A 14,645-nucleotide genomic window follows, 5' to 3' on the forward strand; every position below is an offset into this window, starting at 1 on the left:
GACATGACCGGTATTCGAGCGGGGCCCGAGCGGCGGTCGGATCATCACAGGTCGGAGCCGACCGAAAGCCGCCCCGGGGACCACCCGGGCGAAGCGGCCGAACCTCCCTCGCGAAGGACGGAAGACTGTGCAGCAATATCCCCAGGCAGGGCTGGCCGAGGACGCGTTCGCCGACGTCGCGCGCGCCTTCGAGGAGAACTTCGCCGCGGGCGAGGAGGTGGGCGCGGCCGTCTGCGTCTACCACCGGGGCCGTCCGGTGGTGGACCTGTGGGCCGGCTGGTCCGACCCCGACCGCGCCGACCCCTGGCGGGCCGGCACGGTGGGCGTCCTCGCCTCCCCGACCAAGGCGCTGGTCACCGCGGCCTTCCTGCACCTGTGGCAGGAACAGAGCCTCGACCTCGACGAACCGGTCGCCGCGCACTGGCCGGAGTTCGCCGCCAACGGCAAGGGGGCCATCACCCCCCGCATGATCCTCTCCCACCGCTCCGGGGTGGTCTGCCTCGACCACGCCCCGCTCTCGCTGGCGGCCCTGCGCGCCCACACTCCGGTCGCCGAGGCACTGGCAGCGGCCCGCCCCGAGTGGGAGCCGGACACCGCGCACGGCTACCACGCCACCACCTACGGGCACCTGCTGAGCGAACTCGTGCGCCGCCGCACCGGCCTGACCGTGGGCCGCTACTTCGCCCGCCACCTGGCAGGACCCCTGGGCCTCGACGCGTACATCGGGCTGCCCGCCGGCTCGGGCGCCCACCTCGCCACCATGCTGGAGTCCAAGGCGGAGGCCCTGATGGCCGGCGCCGACCCCGGCGAGGTCGTCGAGCTGCGCGAACCCACCACGCTCACCTACCGGGCGACCATCGGCAGCATGTCCCAGGATCCGGCCGACCCGGCCGTCGAGGACCCCTCGTACGGCGGCCTCGCCAGCGCCCACGCCCTGGCCCGGCTCTTCGCCGCGCTGGTCGGCGAGGTCGACGGCATCCGCCTCATCGGCCCCGGCCTCACCGCCGAACTGGCCCGCCCGCACTCCAGCGGCACCTGCGAGGTCATGCTGACCCCGCTCACCTGGGGGCTGGGGGTGCAGCTGGCGGACAGCGCCGTATTCCCCGCCGACGCCGGACTGAAGAATTCTTTCGGGCTGAGCGGGGCGAACGGCGTCTTCACTTTTGCCGACCCCGAGCGCGAGCTGGCATTCGGATACGTCCCGAATATGGGCTCCGCAGTGATGGGAAGCATGGACGGCAGGATCCGCAGGCTTGTCGAGGCCGTATTCCGCAGCGTCGACCGAATTCTGTGAACCACCGCACCGTCCGAATCTGAAGGAGTCCTCATGCGGATCCTGTTCCCGGCCGCACCGGGATACGGGCTGATGCTGCCCCTCGTACCGCTCGTCTGGGCGGCACGCGCGGCGGGCCACGAAATCCTGATCGCCACCACCGCCCACATGGCCAAGGCGGCCGCCTGGGCCGGGGCGCCGGTGGTCGACGTGTTCCCCCTCCGCGACGTCGGCGAGGACCTCGTCGCCGGCCCCGACGCACCCGGCTGCGAGGACGGTCCCGGCCTGCCCGAGGGGTACTGGGAACTCGCCCGCGCCATGCGCCCGTTCGAGCTGTTCACCCTCGCGATGACCCGGGGCACGGTCGACGCCGGCCGCGACTTCGGCGCGGACCTCGTCGTCTACTGCTCCGACCACCAGGCCGGCAAACTGGCCGCCGTCGCCCTCGGCGTGCCCGCACTGGAAGTCGGCAACCGGGTCTCCTGGTCGATGCGCGACCCGGGCGTGCGCGAGGCCGCCCGAACCAATGCCCGCTTCGGTGTCGTCCCCGACGACAACCCCGTCGTACTGCGGCTGCGCGAGGAACTCGGCCTCGGCGAACGCGAACCGGACCTCCTCGGCCGGATCGACCCGCGCGCCCCCAGCCTCGGCGGCCTGGAGCACGAGGAGGCCGACCCGTACGACGGCGTGCCGTGGCTGCCGATGCGCTACGTGCCGTACAACGGCGGCGCCGTCCTGCCCGACTGGGCGCTGCGCAAGGCCGCCAGGCCCCGCATCTGCCTCACCCTCGGCACCGTCGCGCCCCTGCTGCCGGGCGGCACCGACGCCCTGCGGCTGCTGATCGACGCCCTCGCCGCCCTGGACGCGGAAGTGGTCCTCGCCGACGACGAGACCGACCTGAGCACGCTGGGCCCACTGCCCGCCAACCTCGTCCCGGCCGGCTTCGTACCGCTCTCCGGGATCCTGCGCGACTGCGCGCTCGTGGTCCACCACGGAGGATCGGGCACCACCGCGGCCGCCCTGCACTACGGGGTACCGCAACTGCTGGTCCCCAGCGGCGCGGACAACGAGCTGTGCGCCCGCCGGGTGACGGACCGCGGGGTGGGCCTGGCCGTGGCACCGGCGACGGCGGACGCCGCCCGCATCGCCGCGGCCGCCGCGCGGCTCCTCACGGAGGAGTCCTTCCGGCACGCGGCCGGACAGGTGCGCCACGAGATGGCCGGACAGCCGTCCCCCGCCGAGCTGATCGACCGCATCACCGCAGGAGTGGCTGCCTGAGCTGTCCTCGTGCGCCCGCCGGGGATGACGGGACAGCCCTGAGGGGGTGTCTCGCCGATCAGGCCGGGCTCGCGCCGCATGGCACGGAGCCCGGGCCCGGTCCCGGCGGTCCGGGCTCCGGTACACGCGCGAACGCCCGCGGGCGGGGCACCTCCTCAAGTGCCCCGCCCGCGTTTTCCGTTGCCGCGCGAGGGCGCCGGCCGTGGCGTCAGCCGCGCACACCGGACCGGTCGAGCGCGGCCATCGCCCGCTCCAGGACCGAGATCCGCTCCTGCGTGCCGCCGGCCATCGAGGAGATCATGATGCCGAGCGTGGTGACGCCCGCTTCCGCGTACTGCCGCATCCGCTCCGCCACCCGGTCCACCGGCCCGGTCAGCGCGGTCAGCTCCACGAACCCGGCCGGCACCGCCGCCGCGGCCCCCGCCCGGTCGCCCTCGCCCGCCAGCCGGCCCACCTCGGCGGCCCCCGCCCCGAAGCCGAGCCGCGTGGCGAGCGCGATGTAGAAGTTCCGCTCCGGCGCCCCGATGCCCATCAGGTAGGCGTAGTGGGCCCGCAGCAGGTCGACGCAGCCGTCGGTGTCCTCGCCGATCGCGGTCGCCAGGCAGGGCATCACGTCGAAGCCCTCCATCGGCTTCCCGGCCCGCGCCCGGCCCGCCTCGATGTGCGCGACCGACTCGGCGACCTGCTCGGGAGCGGCGAACACCCCGATCCAGCCGTCGGCGATCTCGCCGGCCAGCGCCAGGTTCCCCGGACCGACCGCCCCCAGGTACACCGGTACGGGCGTACCCGCCGGCTCGGTGATCACGTGCAGCGGGGCCGCACCGGAGCCGGAGGGGGGCAGCCGGTAGTGCCGGCCCTCGTAGCGGACCGGCTCGCCCGTCAGGGCCCGCCGTACGATCTCCACGTACTCCCGGGTCCGGACCAGGGGTTCCGCGAAGGGGACCCCGTACCAGCCCTCGGAGACATCGGGGTTGGACACTCCCAGCCCCAGCCGGAACCGACCGCCCGAGAGCGACTGCAGGGTCGCGGCGGTCAGCGCGGCCAGCGCCGGGCTGCGGGCGGGGATCTGCATCACGGCGGAGCCGAGCGCGATCCGCTCGGTCCGCCCCGCGACGAGCCCGAGCACGCTGGCGGCGTCCGAGCGGTAGCCCTCGGGGGCCAGGGCCACGTCGTAGCCGAGCCGTTCGGCCGCCACGGCCAGCTCCGCGGCGCCCTGGTAACTCAGGTTCACGCCAAGCTTCACGGTCTGTCGTCCTCTCAGATCAGCAGGTGGGCGCCGCCGTCGGCGAGCACCACCTCGCCGGTGGTGTAGGCGGCCCGGTGCAGGCCCACCACCAGCTCGGCGATGTCCTCCGGGGTGCCGGTGCGGCGCAGCGGCACGGCCTCGCGCACCCGCTCGCGGATCTCGGTGAAGGTCTCCGTCCACGGGGTGTCGACGAGCCCGGGAGCGATGGCGTTGACCCGCACCTCGGGGCCGACGGCGGCCGCCAGCAGCCGGGTCATGTGGTTGACGGCGGCCTTGCTGACCGCGTAGGGGATGGAACTGCCGGCCGGCCGGACCCCGGCGACGGAGGAGATGTTGACGACGTGGCCGGCGCCCGAGGCGCGCAGCAGCGGCATCGCGGCCACCGTCGTCTGCCAGGTGCCGACGACGTTGACACCGAGGATGGTGCGCCACACCTCCCCGGTGGCCGCCTCGAGATCCTGGTGGGGGATGCCCCGGGTGACACCGGCGTTGTTGACGAGCAGGTCGAGGGCGCCGTACTCCCCGGCCACCTCGTTCAGCAACCGCCGTACCTGCTCCTCGTCGGAGATGTCCGCCTGGACGAACCGTGCGTCGGGCAGGGACTCGGCGAGCCGGCAGCCCGCGTCGGCGCTCCTGGCCGCGTTGACCACCACCGCCATCCCCTCGTCGGAGAGTCTGCGGGCGACGGCGGCGCCGATCCCGGACGAGGATCCGGTCACCAGGGCGACGGGCTTGCGGGACATGGCGGGGGGTTCTCCCTTCGGAGGGGGGCCGGTGGGCGCGGAGCGGCTGCTCAACGGGCCGCGGGCCGGGCGGGCCGGGTGTCCGGGACGTGCTGGTCGTGCTGGACGTGCTGGACGTGCTGGTCGTGCTCGACGCGGCGGGAGCGGTTGCGCACCGACCCGTCCGTGATCTCCAGTACGTCGCGGACCAGGCAACTGGGGCCGACCTGCGGTTCCTTGACCCCGGGCCGGACGGTGAGCACCAGCGCGTAGAACACGGCGTCGAAGTCGCCGTCCTCGCGCGGGCTGAGGTCGATCATGTTGAACCAGTGCCGGCGCTGTACCGGGTCGTCGGCGAACCGCTCGTGGAAGGCGTGCAGTTCGGCGACGATGCCGGCCGGGGTGCGGGCCGGGGGGACCCCGGGGGTGTGCTGGAACTCGCCGTCCTCCGTGAAGGTGCCGGCGTACTCCTCGAACCTCCCGCCGTCGAGGAACTGGACCTGGCGGGCGTAGTGCTGCCCCACCGCGGCGTAGAGGTCGGCGAAGCGGCTGGCGGCGGACGTCATCGGGTACTCCAGACGGCTCGGGTATGACGGAGCGGGCGCCCGGGCACAGGTGCTGTGCGCCGGGCGCCCGCGAGCGTCGCCGATCCTGCGAGCACTTCCTCAAGGCCCGCTTGAAACGCCGTCAAGCCGCGTACGGCGACCGCGACCGCGGTCGTCGGGTCGCGTCAGGCGTGGCAGACCGGCGGAGCCCCCCGGTAGGCGGCCATCTCCTCGAACATGGTGTCCATTTCGGTGATGACGGCCGACATGTCCAGTGCCCCGCCGTGGGCCCGGCCCCGTTCCTCGGCGAACGCCCGGTACAGATTGGGCACGATCCGCTCCGGATCGAGCAGGCCGGCGAAGGGCCCGAGGTCGGCCTCCCGGGCCACCTCCGGCGCCGTCAGCCCCGCGGACACGCCCTGGCGGGCCAGTTCCTGCAGCCACCGCAGGTACGCCTCCGTGGTGTCGAGCACCTCGATGCCGCCGACGACGCCGTGCCCGGCCACCACCACCGCGGGGTCGAGCGCCCGCATCCGCGCGACGGCCCGCAGCGAACCGGCAACCGAGCCCATCGGCAGGAACGGCGTCACCCCCGACATCACCACGTCCCCGGTGAACAGCACCCTCCGCTCGGGAACCCACACGGCGGTGTCGTTCGTGCTGTGGGCCACTTCCAGGTGGATCAACCGGGCCGTCACCGCTCCTACGTGCAGGGTGAGTTCGTCCCGGTAGGTGACCTCGGGGAGCACCACCTGAAGTGCCCCCCACTCCACCTGGGGCCACAGTCCGGCCAGGTGCAGGCCGGCCGCGGCCATCTCCCGACGCGTCTCGTGGTGCGCGTGCACGACTGCCTCCGGGAACACGAAGTTGCCGAAGGTGTGGTCACCGTGCGAGTGGGTGTTGACCACGGCGTACGGGACCGGCCGCCCCTGCGCCACGACCGCCGCCCGCAGGCTGCGGGCGCGCGCCTCGGTGGCCGCGGTGTCGACCAGGACGGCCCGGCCCTCGGAGACGATCAGCCCGGCGTTGTTCACGCACCAGCTGCCGTCCGGCTGGACGTAGGCGAACACCCCGTCGGCGACCTCGCCCAGCACCCCTGCCCTGTCCGCGCTCACGTCAGGACGTAATCGCGCAGCGACAGGTCAGTGGCGTTCGACAGCAGCTCCTGGTGGAGGCTCTGGAGGCGGCCGGACGGCTCGACGCCGAGCTCGTTGATCAAGGCCTTCCTCAGGTCGCGGAAGACCTCGAGGGCGCGCCAGCCCGACCCCGACCGCTGGTGGGCGATCATCAGACAGGCGGCCAGCTTCTCGTGCAGCGGATGTTGTTCCACCAGCTTGCGCAGTTCCGGAACGAGACTTGCGCTCTTACCGAGCCAAAGATCGGCGAGAATTCGCTGTTCCAGAACACGCATTCTTACTTCGTTGAGACCCATGAGTTCCATGGCGAGCACGCGGCCCACGGGTACGTCCATCAATGCCGGACCGCGCCACAATTCCAACGCCTGGTGGAGGTATTTCGAGGCGGCCTCGGCGTCTCCGCGCTCCAGCGCGTTGTCTCCGGATCCGGCCAGTGACTCAAATTCGATCAGGTCGAACGACTTCGGCTTGACGGAGAGCTGGTAGCCGTTGAACCGGGTGGCCAGCAGATCCTTCGGGGTGCGCTCGGAGCCCTCGGGCAGGGCTTCCACGATGAGTCTGCGCAGGTGGAGGACGTAGGTTTGCAGGGTGGTCATGCCGCTGCGGGGGATGTCCTCACCCCACACCTCCTCCATCAGGGTCGGCACCTGTACGACCCGGCCGCAGCGCAGGGCGAGGAGGGCGAGCAGTTGCCGCGGTTTTCCCGCGGTCGGCACGATGGACTGTCCGTTGAATTCGACGCTCAATGATCCAAGAACGCTGATTTCCGCGAACGGTAGCGACTCGGACGGTCGAGAGGAATCTTTTGACATTCTGTAAAACCCCCGATGGCAAGATCGGGCCATGCGTGGGGAGCCGGCCCGACGTCTCGCCAGGCTACGACTTCGACAACCCAAGATCAAGTAAAGTGTGAGCGGTCGGAGAGGTTCCGGATCGGCCATTGGCCACGCCGGATTCACATCTTCCGCGCCGTCGTGATAAAGCGCGCGGGGGCGGTGATCGGGCACCTTCGCAGACCGTACCGACCGGTCTCCATGCCCGCCCTCCGCCCACGCCGCCGGCCGGTCACCGCGCGCTGTGACATATGTCCCACGCCGGGTCGGCGGCTCGAGCGCGGCTGTAGCAGTGCCCTAGGGGACCTGTAGCGGTGCCCGATCGGGTCGGCCGACGTTGTCTCCTCGCACCGACCGCAAGGAGAGCCGGCCCATGCCCCAGCAGACACAGTCAGCGCCCGAACCGGCCCTCCCCGCCCGGGAAGTGAGCGCCCTCGCGGCCGGCCGTGCCGAAGCCGCCGAAGCCGCCCGTTCGTTGGACCCGGACGTCGTACGGGCGCTGCTCGACGCCGGCTTCGCCCGCCACTTCGTGCCCGTCGCCCACGGGGGAAGTGGCGGTGGCTTCGGCGCCCTCACCGACGCGGTCACCGCGATCGGGGCGTCCTGCCCGGCCACCGCCTGGTGCGCCTCCATCGCGCTCAGCCTCTCCCGGATGGCCGGATTCCTGCCCGAGGAGGGCCGCAAGCGCATCTGGCAGGACGGCCCGGACGTCCTGGTCGCCGGCTCGGTCTCGCCGCGTGGCCGGGCCCTGCCGGCGGACGGCGGCTGGCAGTTGACCGGGACATGGCCGTACGTCAGCGCCGTCGAGCACTCCGACTGGGCGCTCGTGCTGGGCCTGGCCAAGACCCCGGACGCCCCGGCCGAGCGGCGGATCTTCGCCGTACCGCGCTCGGCCTACGCCGTCGAGCGGACCTGGTCCGACATCGGCATGCGGGCCACCGGCAGCCACACGCTCACCGTCGACGACCTCCACGTGCCCGGGGAGATGTCCTTCCCGGTCGACGACCTGATGGCCGGCCGCCCCTCCGCCGACGGCGGCGTCAGCGGCGGGGCCGGCGCGGCCGTGCCGGGCGTACCGCTCGCCGCCGTGAACGGGCTGTTCTTCTGCCTGCCGATGCTCGGCGCGGCCGAGGGCGCCCTCGCGCACTGGTCGGCGTACGCGCAGGACCGGCTGCGCGCCGAGCGCCCGGGAGTGCCCGGGCCCGGCCGCGCCTTCTACGAGGAGACCCTCGCCCGGGCGGGCGGCGAAATCGACGCCGCCCGCCTGCTGCTGGAGCGCATCGCGGCCGTGGCCGACTCCGGCCGGGAGATCACCGCGCTGGAGACGGCGCGGGCCCAGCGGGACTGCGCGCTGGTGGCCGACTTGCTGGTCGGAGCCGTGGACCGGCTGTTCCGGGCCTCCGGGACGGCCGGGCACAGCGAGAGCTCGCCACTGCAGCGGCTGTGGCGGGACGTGCACTCCGCCGCCGGCCACATCGTGCTCCAGTTCGGGCCCAACGCGAGTGCGTACGCCGCGCAGGCGCTGCCCGCCGGCCCGTCCGAGCCGTAGCCGCGGCGCCACCCGTTGTTCCTGTGCCCCGGCGGGCCGGCAGCCCCGCCGGGGCACCCGCGGTCAGGCGGCGGCGGGCGGGCCGGGCGGGAAGGGGATCTCGGAGAGCAGGGGCAGCAGCGACTCCTCCTCGTAGTCGAGGTGGGCGTTCAGCTCCTGCGACATGCGGGCCAGTTCCTTGCGGAACCGCTCCGGGTCCGCCCCGCTGATGTCGGCCAGCAGCACGCTCAGCTCGTGCTGCAGCCGCGCCACCGTGACGTGCTCCGTCCGCAGCCGCTCGAAGACGTCCTTCAGGTGCGGGTTCTGCGCCGCGAGGGCGGGGAACATGTGCGCGTCCTCGCCGGTGTGGTGGATCTCCAGCGTCTGGCAGAACGCCAGGCAGTGCTGGCGGATCTGGAGCCCGAGGCCCGGCGCCGGTGCGGACCCCTCGCCCTGGTGCGCGGCCACGGCCTCGAAGTAGGCGTCCACCTCTGCGCTCACGTGCCGCAGCTGCCCGCGCAGCCACACGTGCACCTCGACCAGCTTGTCGGCCAGGCTCCGGATCTCGGCCGGGCCCTCGCCGGGTGCGGGGTCGCTGCGCTCCAGCACCACCACGGGCAGCACGCGGCTGGTGTTCTCCTGGTACTCGCCGTAGCCCGGCTCCGCCGCCACGACGTGCGCGAACAGCCGGTCCCGGCGCTCGCCCTCGGCGGGCACCGCGACCGCCTCGAAGGACTCGGCGCCGATCTCCACCTGGACCAGCGGGTTGGCGAGCACGTTGTGGTACCAGTCGGGATGCTTCGGCCCGCCCAGGTTGGAGCCGATGACCAGCAGGTGCTCGTCGTGGCGCACGTACCCGAGCGGGACGGTCCGCTCCTCACCCGACTTGGCGCCGGTGACCGTGAGCAGCAGCAGGTCGCTGCCCTCGAAGTACCCGCCGACCTTTCCCTGGTTGGCGCGGAACTCGTCGATGACGGACTGGTTGAAGGACATGGCGGGGTGGGACTCCTCGGGTGATGGGATCTGCGGGGGAGGGGCGATGAGGGGAAGGGAGAAGGCGCGTGCGCGGACGTCGTTCCGTACGGCACGCCGTGCGACGGCGGGCGGGAGGACGGACGGCGACACGGCTGGACGCGGGGGATACGGCACGGCCGGTTCGAGTGGCGGTGCGGGCGCGGTGAGGCGCCTGGATCAGGCGGAGCCTGTGAGAAGAGAACGCATGTGACGGTCCCTGATGTGCGGGTGGTCGCCCGGTCACCGGCCGGCCCAGTTCTCTTTGGCCGGCGCCACGCGCCACGTTCCTCATTAGAACGACCGCCCCGCGATCTTGTCAACGCGGTCCTAGCCGCCCGCTGGCCGGATTCGAGCGGAATCCAGGCGGCCCGCACCACACTGGCGCACGACGACGACACCACAGGGGGGCGCGATGCTCAGCTCGGCCATGGCACGACGACGGTTCCTCGGCATCGGCGCGGCGGCGGGCGCCGCAGCGCTGATCGGCGACGCGCGCTGGGGCGGCACGGCGGTCGCCGCCGAACGCACCGGCCCGTCGGCGGCCCGGACGGGCCGGCCCGACGTCCTGAACCTGCCGAACGGTTTCCACCCGGCCGGCATCGGCATCGGCCCGGCGCCCTACGCCTACTTCGGTTCGCTGCTCGGCGGCGCGGTCTACCGGGCGTGCCTGCTCACCGGCCGGGGAAAGGTCATCAACCCGGGCCTCGGAGAGGGGTACTACGCGGTCGGCCTCCAGGTGGACGACCGGCAGCGGGTCTTCGTCGCGGGCGGCTGGGGACGGCTCATCACCGTCCTGGACGGAATCACCGGGAAGGTGATCGAGACGTACGAGGTCGGCAACGCCGACACCTTCGTCGACCACGTGGTGCTCACGCCGCGCGCCGCCTGGTTCACGGACTCCTTCAGCGGACAGCTGTTCCGCCTGCCGCTCGGTCCGCGCGGGGAGCTCCCGGCGCGCGACGCGGTGACGACCTTGAAGCTGGGCGGCGAGTGGACGCAGGGCCCCTCGGACGGGCTCACCGCCACGGGCATCGCGGCCACCCCCGACGGATCCGCGCTCCTGGTGGTCAACATCCACGCCCACGGCGGCAGCCTGTTCCGCGTCGATCCGGTCACCGGCGTCGCCCGCCGCACCGACCTGGGCGGTGTCACGCTGCCCACGACCAACGGCATCCTGGTGCACGGCCGGACCCTGTACGCGCCCCGCATGAACGACCTCGCGGTGATGCGCCTGGATCCGACCGGCCACAACGCCCGCCTGGCCCGTACGGTCACCGACGCGCGCTTCGAGACCCCATGCGCGGCGGCCGTCCACGGCAACCGCCTCTACCTGCCCAACTCCCGCTTCCCGCAGCCCCCGGAGCCGGACCTCCCCTACAACGCGGTGGCGCTCACCCTGCCGCTGTAGCGGCGCCGCCCCGGGTGTCCCGCGCGTGCGGTGGTTGAGGCGTCAACAGTTATCCACAGGGCTTTCGGGATCGGATCATGCACGGGACCTTCGTGACATGACGAACAACAACGAATTCCGCCGCCCGTCCGACCGGTCCTTCACCAGCCCGGCCGGAGCCGTCGACGCACCGCAGATCACCCTGCGCAGCCCGGCCGAACTGGCCGATGCGCTGCCCTACATGCTCGGCTTCCACCCGTCCGACTCGCTCGTCATGGTCGCCGTGCACGGCGAGGGCGGGCGCTTCGGCGGCCGCCTCCGCGTCGGCATCCCCACCACGCCCGCCGAATGGGAGGACACTGCCCGACAGGTCGCCGACTGCCTCATCCGGGGCAGTGAACGGCGCGGTGCCAAGCCCGACGGCATCGTCGTCTATCTGTGCCAGGAGCCGCGCGGGGAGGAGACGGGCCAGGGGGTGATGACCCGGCTGCGGCCGTTCGCCCAGCGGGTCCGGCTGGCCTGCGGCGGGCTGGACGTGCCGGTGCTGGAAGCCCTGTGCCTGTCAGCCGGCCGCTTCTGGTCCTACGTCTGCCCGGACGAGCGGTGCTGCCCGGCCGAGGGCAGCCCGCTGGCCCCGGTCGGCACCTCGGTGATGGCCGCTGCAGCCACCTTCGCCGGGCTCCAGGTCCGCGGCTGCCTCGACGAGATCGAGGGCAGGCTCGCACCGCTGCGCGGGCCCGTGGCCGAGGAGGCGGAGCGGGCCCTCGACCGTGCTGCCGCCGCCCTGGTGCCGAGGATCCTCCACGGCGCCACCAGGGAGGAGGTCGGCGCCGAGACCATCACGCTGGCACAGACGCTGATGCGGCGCATGACCCAGGCCCCGCCCGCCGAGGGCGGCCCCCAGGGCGACGACTGGGACGACGCGCTGCTCGGCCACGACGAGGCCGCCTCCCTGATCCTCGGCCTCCAGGACCGCGAGGTCCGCGACGTCGCGGCCGAGTGGATGGAAGGGGAGGAGGCGGCTCCCGCCCTGCGTCTGTGGCGTGCCCTGGCCCGCCGCTGCGTCGGCGCCTACGGCGAGCATGCCGCGGCCCCCCTCACCCTGGCCGGGTGGGTCTCCTGGTCCACCGGTGACGAGCCGACCGCCCGGATCGCCCTCGGCCTCGCCCTGAGGGCGGACGCCGAATACCGCTTCGCCCAGCTGCTCCACCACGCCTGCAACGAGGGGATCGACCCCGAGGGGCTGCGCCAGTGCCTGAGGGAGGAGCGGCGCCGCCGCGAACCGAGGCGCAGCCGGTCCTCCGCCGTCACCCGGCCGCCCGGACGGAGGGGCAGGACGGCCTCGCGCCGCGGATCCCGCCGCACCGCGGGGAGCGGGCAGTGAGCGCGCGCCGGCCCTCCTGCGGCGGTCGTCCGCGGTTGCCCCGCGCCGCCTCGGGGCCGCCATCACGGCGCGATCTGCGTCCCCGGAGCGCCCGTCCGGAGTCCGGGCCCGTGACCCGGGCGGGGGCGGGGGCGTTCAGCTGGGGGGTGGTGCCGCCCCGGCCGCGCCGCCGCCCAGCTGAACCCACCGGAGCGCAGACAAGGCGACACATGTCTCACCCCGCACCTCCCCGCCCGACCGGCGTGCCCGTGGCCCGCAGGCCCGAGCTGCCGCCCGTGCACGGCGCCGTCATCTGCGTCGCCGCACCCTGTCTGGTCATCTCTCCCGAACACGGCCAGCTGACCGGGCAGGGGATCGACGGGATCTACCGCTCCGGGCGCCGGCTGCTCTCCCGCTGTGTGCTGCGCGTCGGCGGCCGGGACCCGGTCGCCGTCCAGGGCCGCAGCCTCGGTGCCGACCGGGCCGCCTTCACCGCCACGGTGCGCACCGGGGCCGAGCCCGGACCCGATCCGGACATCGGTGTGGAACGGATCCGCCACGCGGACGGCACCGAACGGATCACCCTGCGCAGCTTCACGGCCCGGCCGGTACGCCTCCCCGTGGAGCTGCTGCTCGGCTCCGACCTGGCGGAACTGGCCGCGGTGGCCGCCGGACGGGCCGGCCCGGAGCTGCCCGCCGGGGTGCATGCCGCCGGCCTGCGCTGGAGCACCGGCGCAGCTCAAGCCGTCACCACGGCAGACCCGGCCCCGGACGACGCCGTGGCCTCGGCCGGGCTGCTGCGCTGGCAGCTCGAACTGGGCCCCGGGGAATCCCGCACCATCGAGCTGCGCACCACACAGGACCGGGTGGGGCGGGCACCCGCCGGCCAGGTGGCGAACCCGCTGGCCGACGCCCGGGCCGAGGGGGACGACCCGAGGGCCGAGGCATGGTTCCGCACCAGCGTCGAGGACCTGCGCGCGCTGCTCTCGCGGGACCCGGATGGTCCGGGTGACGCCTTCGCGGCGGCCGGGGTGCCCTGGCGGCTGGGCCTGGCGCCGGCGGAATCGCTCTGGGCCGCCCGGATGGCGCTGCCGCTGGGGACCGGGCTCGCCGCCGCCACCCTGCGCATCCTCGCCCGCACACAGGCCGAGGGGCACGGCGGCGAGGCCGGGAAGATCCCGGGGCCCCTGCGCGGAGCGGGCCCGCAGCTGCCGCCCGCGTGCACCGGCACCGAGGCGACCCTCGCCTTCCCCGCGGTGCTCGCCGAAGCCCGTCTCTGGGGCCTGCCGGAGGACGAAGTCGCCCGACTGCTCCCGGCCGCCGAACGGTGCCTCGACTGGCTGCGCGGCGCCTTCGGCAAGGACGGCTTCCTGGCCGATCCCGATCCTGGGCCGCGGCGCTGCGAGACCCAGGCCCACGCCCACCGGGCCGCCGTGCTGGGCGCCGACCTCCTCGCCGGGTGCGGACGACCCGGCGCCGGGGAATGGCGGGAGCGGGCGGCCGCGCTGCGCGAGCGGTTCCGGGACGGGTTCTGGATCGACGGACCGGACGGCGGCCGGCCGGCATCGGCCCTGCATCCCGACGGGCGGCCCCTGCCACGGCTGACCGGGGCCGCCGCGCATCTGCTCGACACCGGGTTGCTCAGCGGCGGCCGGCTCGCCCCCGGGCTCCTCGACGCGGTCCGCGCCGAGCAGCTGGCCCGGCTGCTCGGTGCCCCCGCCATGGACTGCGGATGGGGGCTGCGGAGCATGGCCCGCCAAGAGCCGGGGCACAACCCGTACGGCCACCGCTCCGGCGCGGTACGGGCGTACGAGAGCGCCGTGGCCGTGTCCGGACTGGCCGCGGCGGGCTTCGAGAAGGAGGCCGCAGGCCTGCTCAAAGGCCTCCTGGACGCGGCAGAGGCGTTCGGGTACCGGCTGCCGGAGATGTTCGCGGCCGAGCAGCGCACCGCCGGCAGCGTTCCCGTTCCGCACCCGGCGGCCTGCCGCCCCGCCGCCGTGGCCGCGGCCGCGGGGGTCCACGTACTGACCGCCCTCGCCGGCATCCGCCCCGACGCCCCCTCTGGCACCGTCGCCCTGGTACCCCTTCCGGGCGCCCCCCTCGGTGCGATCCGGCTCGCGGGGCTGCGGGTGTCGGGAGCGCCCTTCGCGGTCCGGGTCAGCCGGCTCGGCCTCGCCCTGGTGGAGGAGGCCGCGGATGCGCTCCAACTGGGTGGCTAGGTCGTGTCGTCAAAGTCCCGCCTGGCCGGGCCTCGTGCGAGCCGCACCGGTCCGCTCGGGCCCGCAGGCGGTGGGCGTCCCCCGTCGTGCCCGCCCGGCGC

The 14,645-nt window shown here is 73.9% G+C and carries 12 protein-coding genes; 6 read left to right on the plus strand and 6 right to left on the minus strand.

The window, feature by feature from the left end; all coding sequences use genetic code 11:
• The first annotated feature begins 127 nt into the window (after window positions 1-127).
• Complete coding sequence (locus tag ACZ3X1_RS24740; protein ID WP_467280993.1) at window positions 128-1,294, plus strand: serine hydrolase domain-containing protein; 1,167 nt, start codon at window positions 128-130, stop codon at window positions 1,292-1,294.
• A 33-nt stretch (window positions 1,295-1,327) separates the two neighbouring features.
• Window positions 1,328-2,551, plus strand: a complete 1,224-nt coding sequence (locus ACZ3X1_RS24745) for a nucleotide disphospho-sugar-binding domain-containing protein (protein WP_356810437.1) — start codon at window positions 1,328-1,330, stop codon at window positions 2,549-2,551.
• Between the two features lie 208 nt (window positions 2,552-2,759).
• On the opposite strand, the gene ACZ3X1_RS24750 is transcribed toward ACZ3X1_RS24745, so the two are convergent.
• The 5 genes from ACZ3X1_RS24750 to ACZ3X1_RS24770 form a co-directional block, all read right to left on the minus strand.
• Window positions 2,760-3,794 carry an LLM class flavin-dependent oxidoreductase gene (locus tag ACZ3X1_RS24750; protein ID WP_356810436.1) on the minus strand — a complete coding sequence of 345 codons (1,035 nt, stop codon included), beginning with the start codon at window positions 3,792-3,794 and terminating at the stop codon, window positions 2,760-2,762.
• A 14-nt stretch (window positions 3,795-3,808) separates the two neighbouring features.
• Window positions 3,809-4,540: an SDR family NAD(P)-dependent oxidoreductase gene (locus ACZ3X1_RS24755; protein ID WP_467280994.1), complete on the minus strand. Its 732-nt coding sequence runs from the start codon at window positions 4,538-4,540 to the stop codon at window positions 3,809-3,811.
• A 50-nt stretch (window positions 4,541-4,590) separates the two neighbouring features.
• Window positions 4,591-5,085 carry a nuclear transport factor 2 family protein gene (locus ACZ3X1_RS24760; protein WP_467280995.1) on the minus strand — a complete coding sequence of 165 codons (495 nt, stop codon included), beginning with the start codon at window positions 5,083-5,085 and terminating at the stop codon, window positions 4,591-4,593.
• Window positions 5,086-5,249: 164 nt separating this feature from the next.
• The gene (locus tag ACZ3X1_RS24765; protein WP_467280996.1) at window positions 5,250-6,179 is read right to left on the minus strand and encodes an MBL fold metallo-hydrolase; all 930 of its coding nucleotides are present in this window, start codon (window positions 6,177-6,179) and stop codon (window positions 5,250-5,252) included.
• Entirely contained in the window at window positions 6,176-6,946 is a 771-nt protein-coding gene (locus tag ACZ3X1_RS24770; protein WP_356810432.1) for an AfsR/SARP family transcriptional regulator, read from the minus strand. The genes ACZ3X1_RS24765 and ACZ3X1_RS24770 overlap by 4 nt, the downstream gene beginning before the upstream one ends.
• A 460-nt stretch (window positions 6,947-7,406) precedes the next feature.
• Between ACZ3X1_RS24770 and ACZ3X1_RS24775 the strand changes: the two genes are divergently transcribed.
• Entirely contained in the window at window positions 7,407-8,582 is a 1,176-nt protein-coding gene (locus tag ACZ3X1_RS24775) for an acyl-CoA dehydrogenase family protein (protein ID WP_467280997.1), read from the plus strand.
• Between the two features lie 63 nt (window positions 8,583-8,645).
• Here the strand turns inward: ACZ3X1_RS24775 and ACZ3X1_RS24780 are convergent, their stop codons facing one another.
• Entirely contained in the window at window positions 8,646-9,554 is a 909-nt protein-coding gene (locus ACZ3X1_RS24780) for a nitroreductase/quinone reductase family protein (RefSeq protein ID WP_467280998.1), read from the minus strand.
• Between the two features lie 448 nt (window positions 9,555-10,002).
• Between ACZ3X1_RS24780 and ACZ3X1_RS24785 the strand changes: the two genes are divergently transcribed.
• From ACZ3X1_RS24785 to ACZ3X1_RS24795, 3 genes are all read left to right on the plus strand, one after another.
• The gene (locus ACZ3X1_RS24785) at window positions 10,003-10,983 is read left to right on the plus strand and encodes an NHL repeat-containing protein (protein ID WP_356810429.1); all 981 of its coding nucleotides are present in this window, start codon (window positions 10,003-10,005) and stop codon (window positions 10,981-10,983) included.
• Window positions 10,984-11,080: 97 nt separating this feature from the next.
• Entirely contained in the window at window positions 11,081-12,346 is a 1,266-nt protein-coding gene (locus tag ACZ3X1_RS24790; RefSeq protein ID WP_467280999.1) for a DUF4192 domain-containing protein, read from the plus strand.
• 209 nt (window positions 12,347-12,555) lie between these two features.
• Window positions 12,556-14,544, plus strand: coding sequence for a glycogen debranching N-terminal domain-containing protein (locus ACZ3X1_RS24795; protein ID WP_467281000.1), 1,989 nt, complete (start codon window positions 12,556-12,558; stop codon window positions 14,542-14,544).
• Window positions 14,545-14,645 lie beyond the last annotated feature (101 nt).

It is taken from the genome of Streptomyces sp. NPDC023541, assembly GCF_055559995.1.

Bases quoted from the DNA above. Each gene is read 5' to 3' on its own strand.
- ACZ3X1_RS24785 (WP_356810429.1), top strand. From the start codon at position 10,003: ATGGCACGACGACGGTTCCTCGGCATCGGCGCGGCGGCGGGCGCCGCA.
- ACZ3X1_RS24745 (WP_356810437.1), top strand. From the start codon at position 1,328: ATGCGGATCCTGTTCCCGGCCGCACCGGGATACGGGCTGATGCTGCCC.
- ACZ3X1_RS24790 (WP_467280999.1), top strand. From the start codon at position 11,081: ATGACGAACAACAACGAATTCCGCCGCCCGTCCGACCGGTCCTTCACC.
- ACZ3X1_RS24795 (WP_467281000.1), top strand. From the start codon at position 12,556: ATGTCTCACCCCGCACCTCCCCGCCCGACCGGCGTGCCCGTGGCCCGC.
- ACZ3X1_RS24780 (WP_467280998.1), bottom strand. From the start codon at position 9,554: ATGTCCTTCAACCAGTCCGTCATCGACGAGTTCCGCGCCAACCAGGGA.
- ACZ3X1_RS24755 (WP_467280994.1), bottom strand. From the start codon at position 4,540: ATGTCCCGCAAGCCCGTCGCCCTGGTGACCGGATCCTCGTCCGGGATC.
- ACZ3X1_RS24775 (WP_467280997.1), top strand. From the start codon at position 7,407: ATGCCCCAGCAGACACAGTCAGCGCCCGAACCGGCCCTCCCCGCCCGG.
- ACZ3X1_RS24760 (WP_467280995.1), bottom strand. From the start codon at position 5,085: ATGACGTCCGCCGCCAGCCGCTTCGCCGACCTCTACGCCGCGGTGGGG.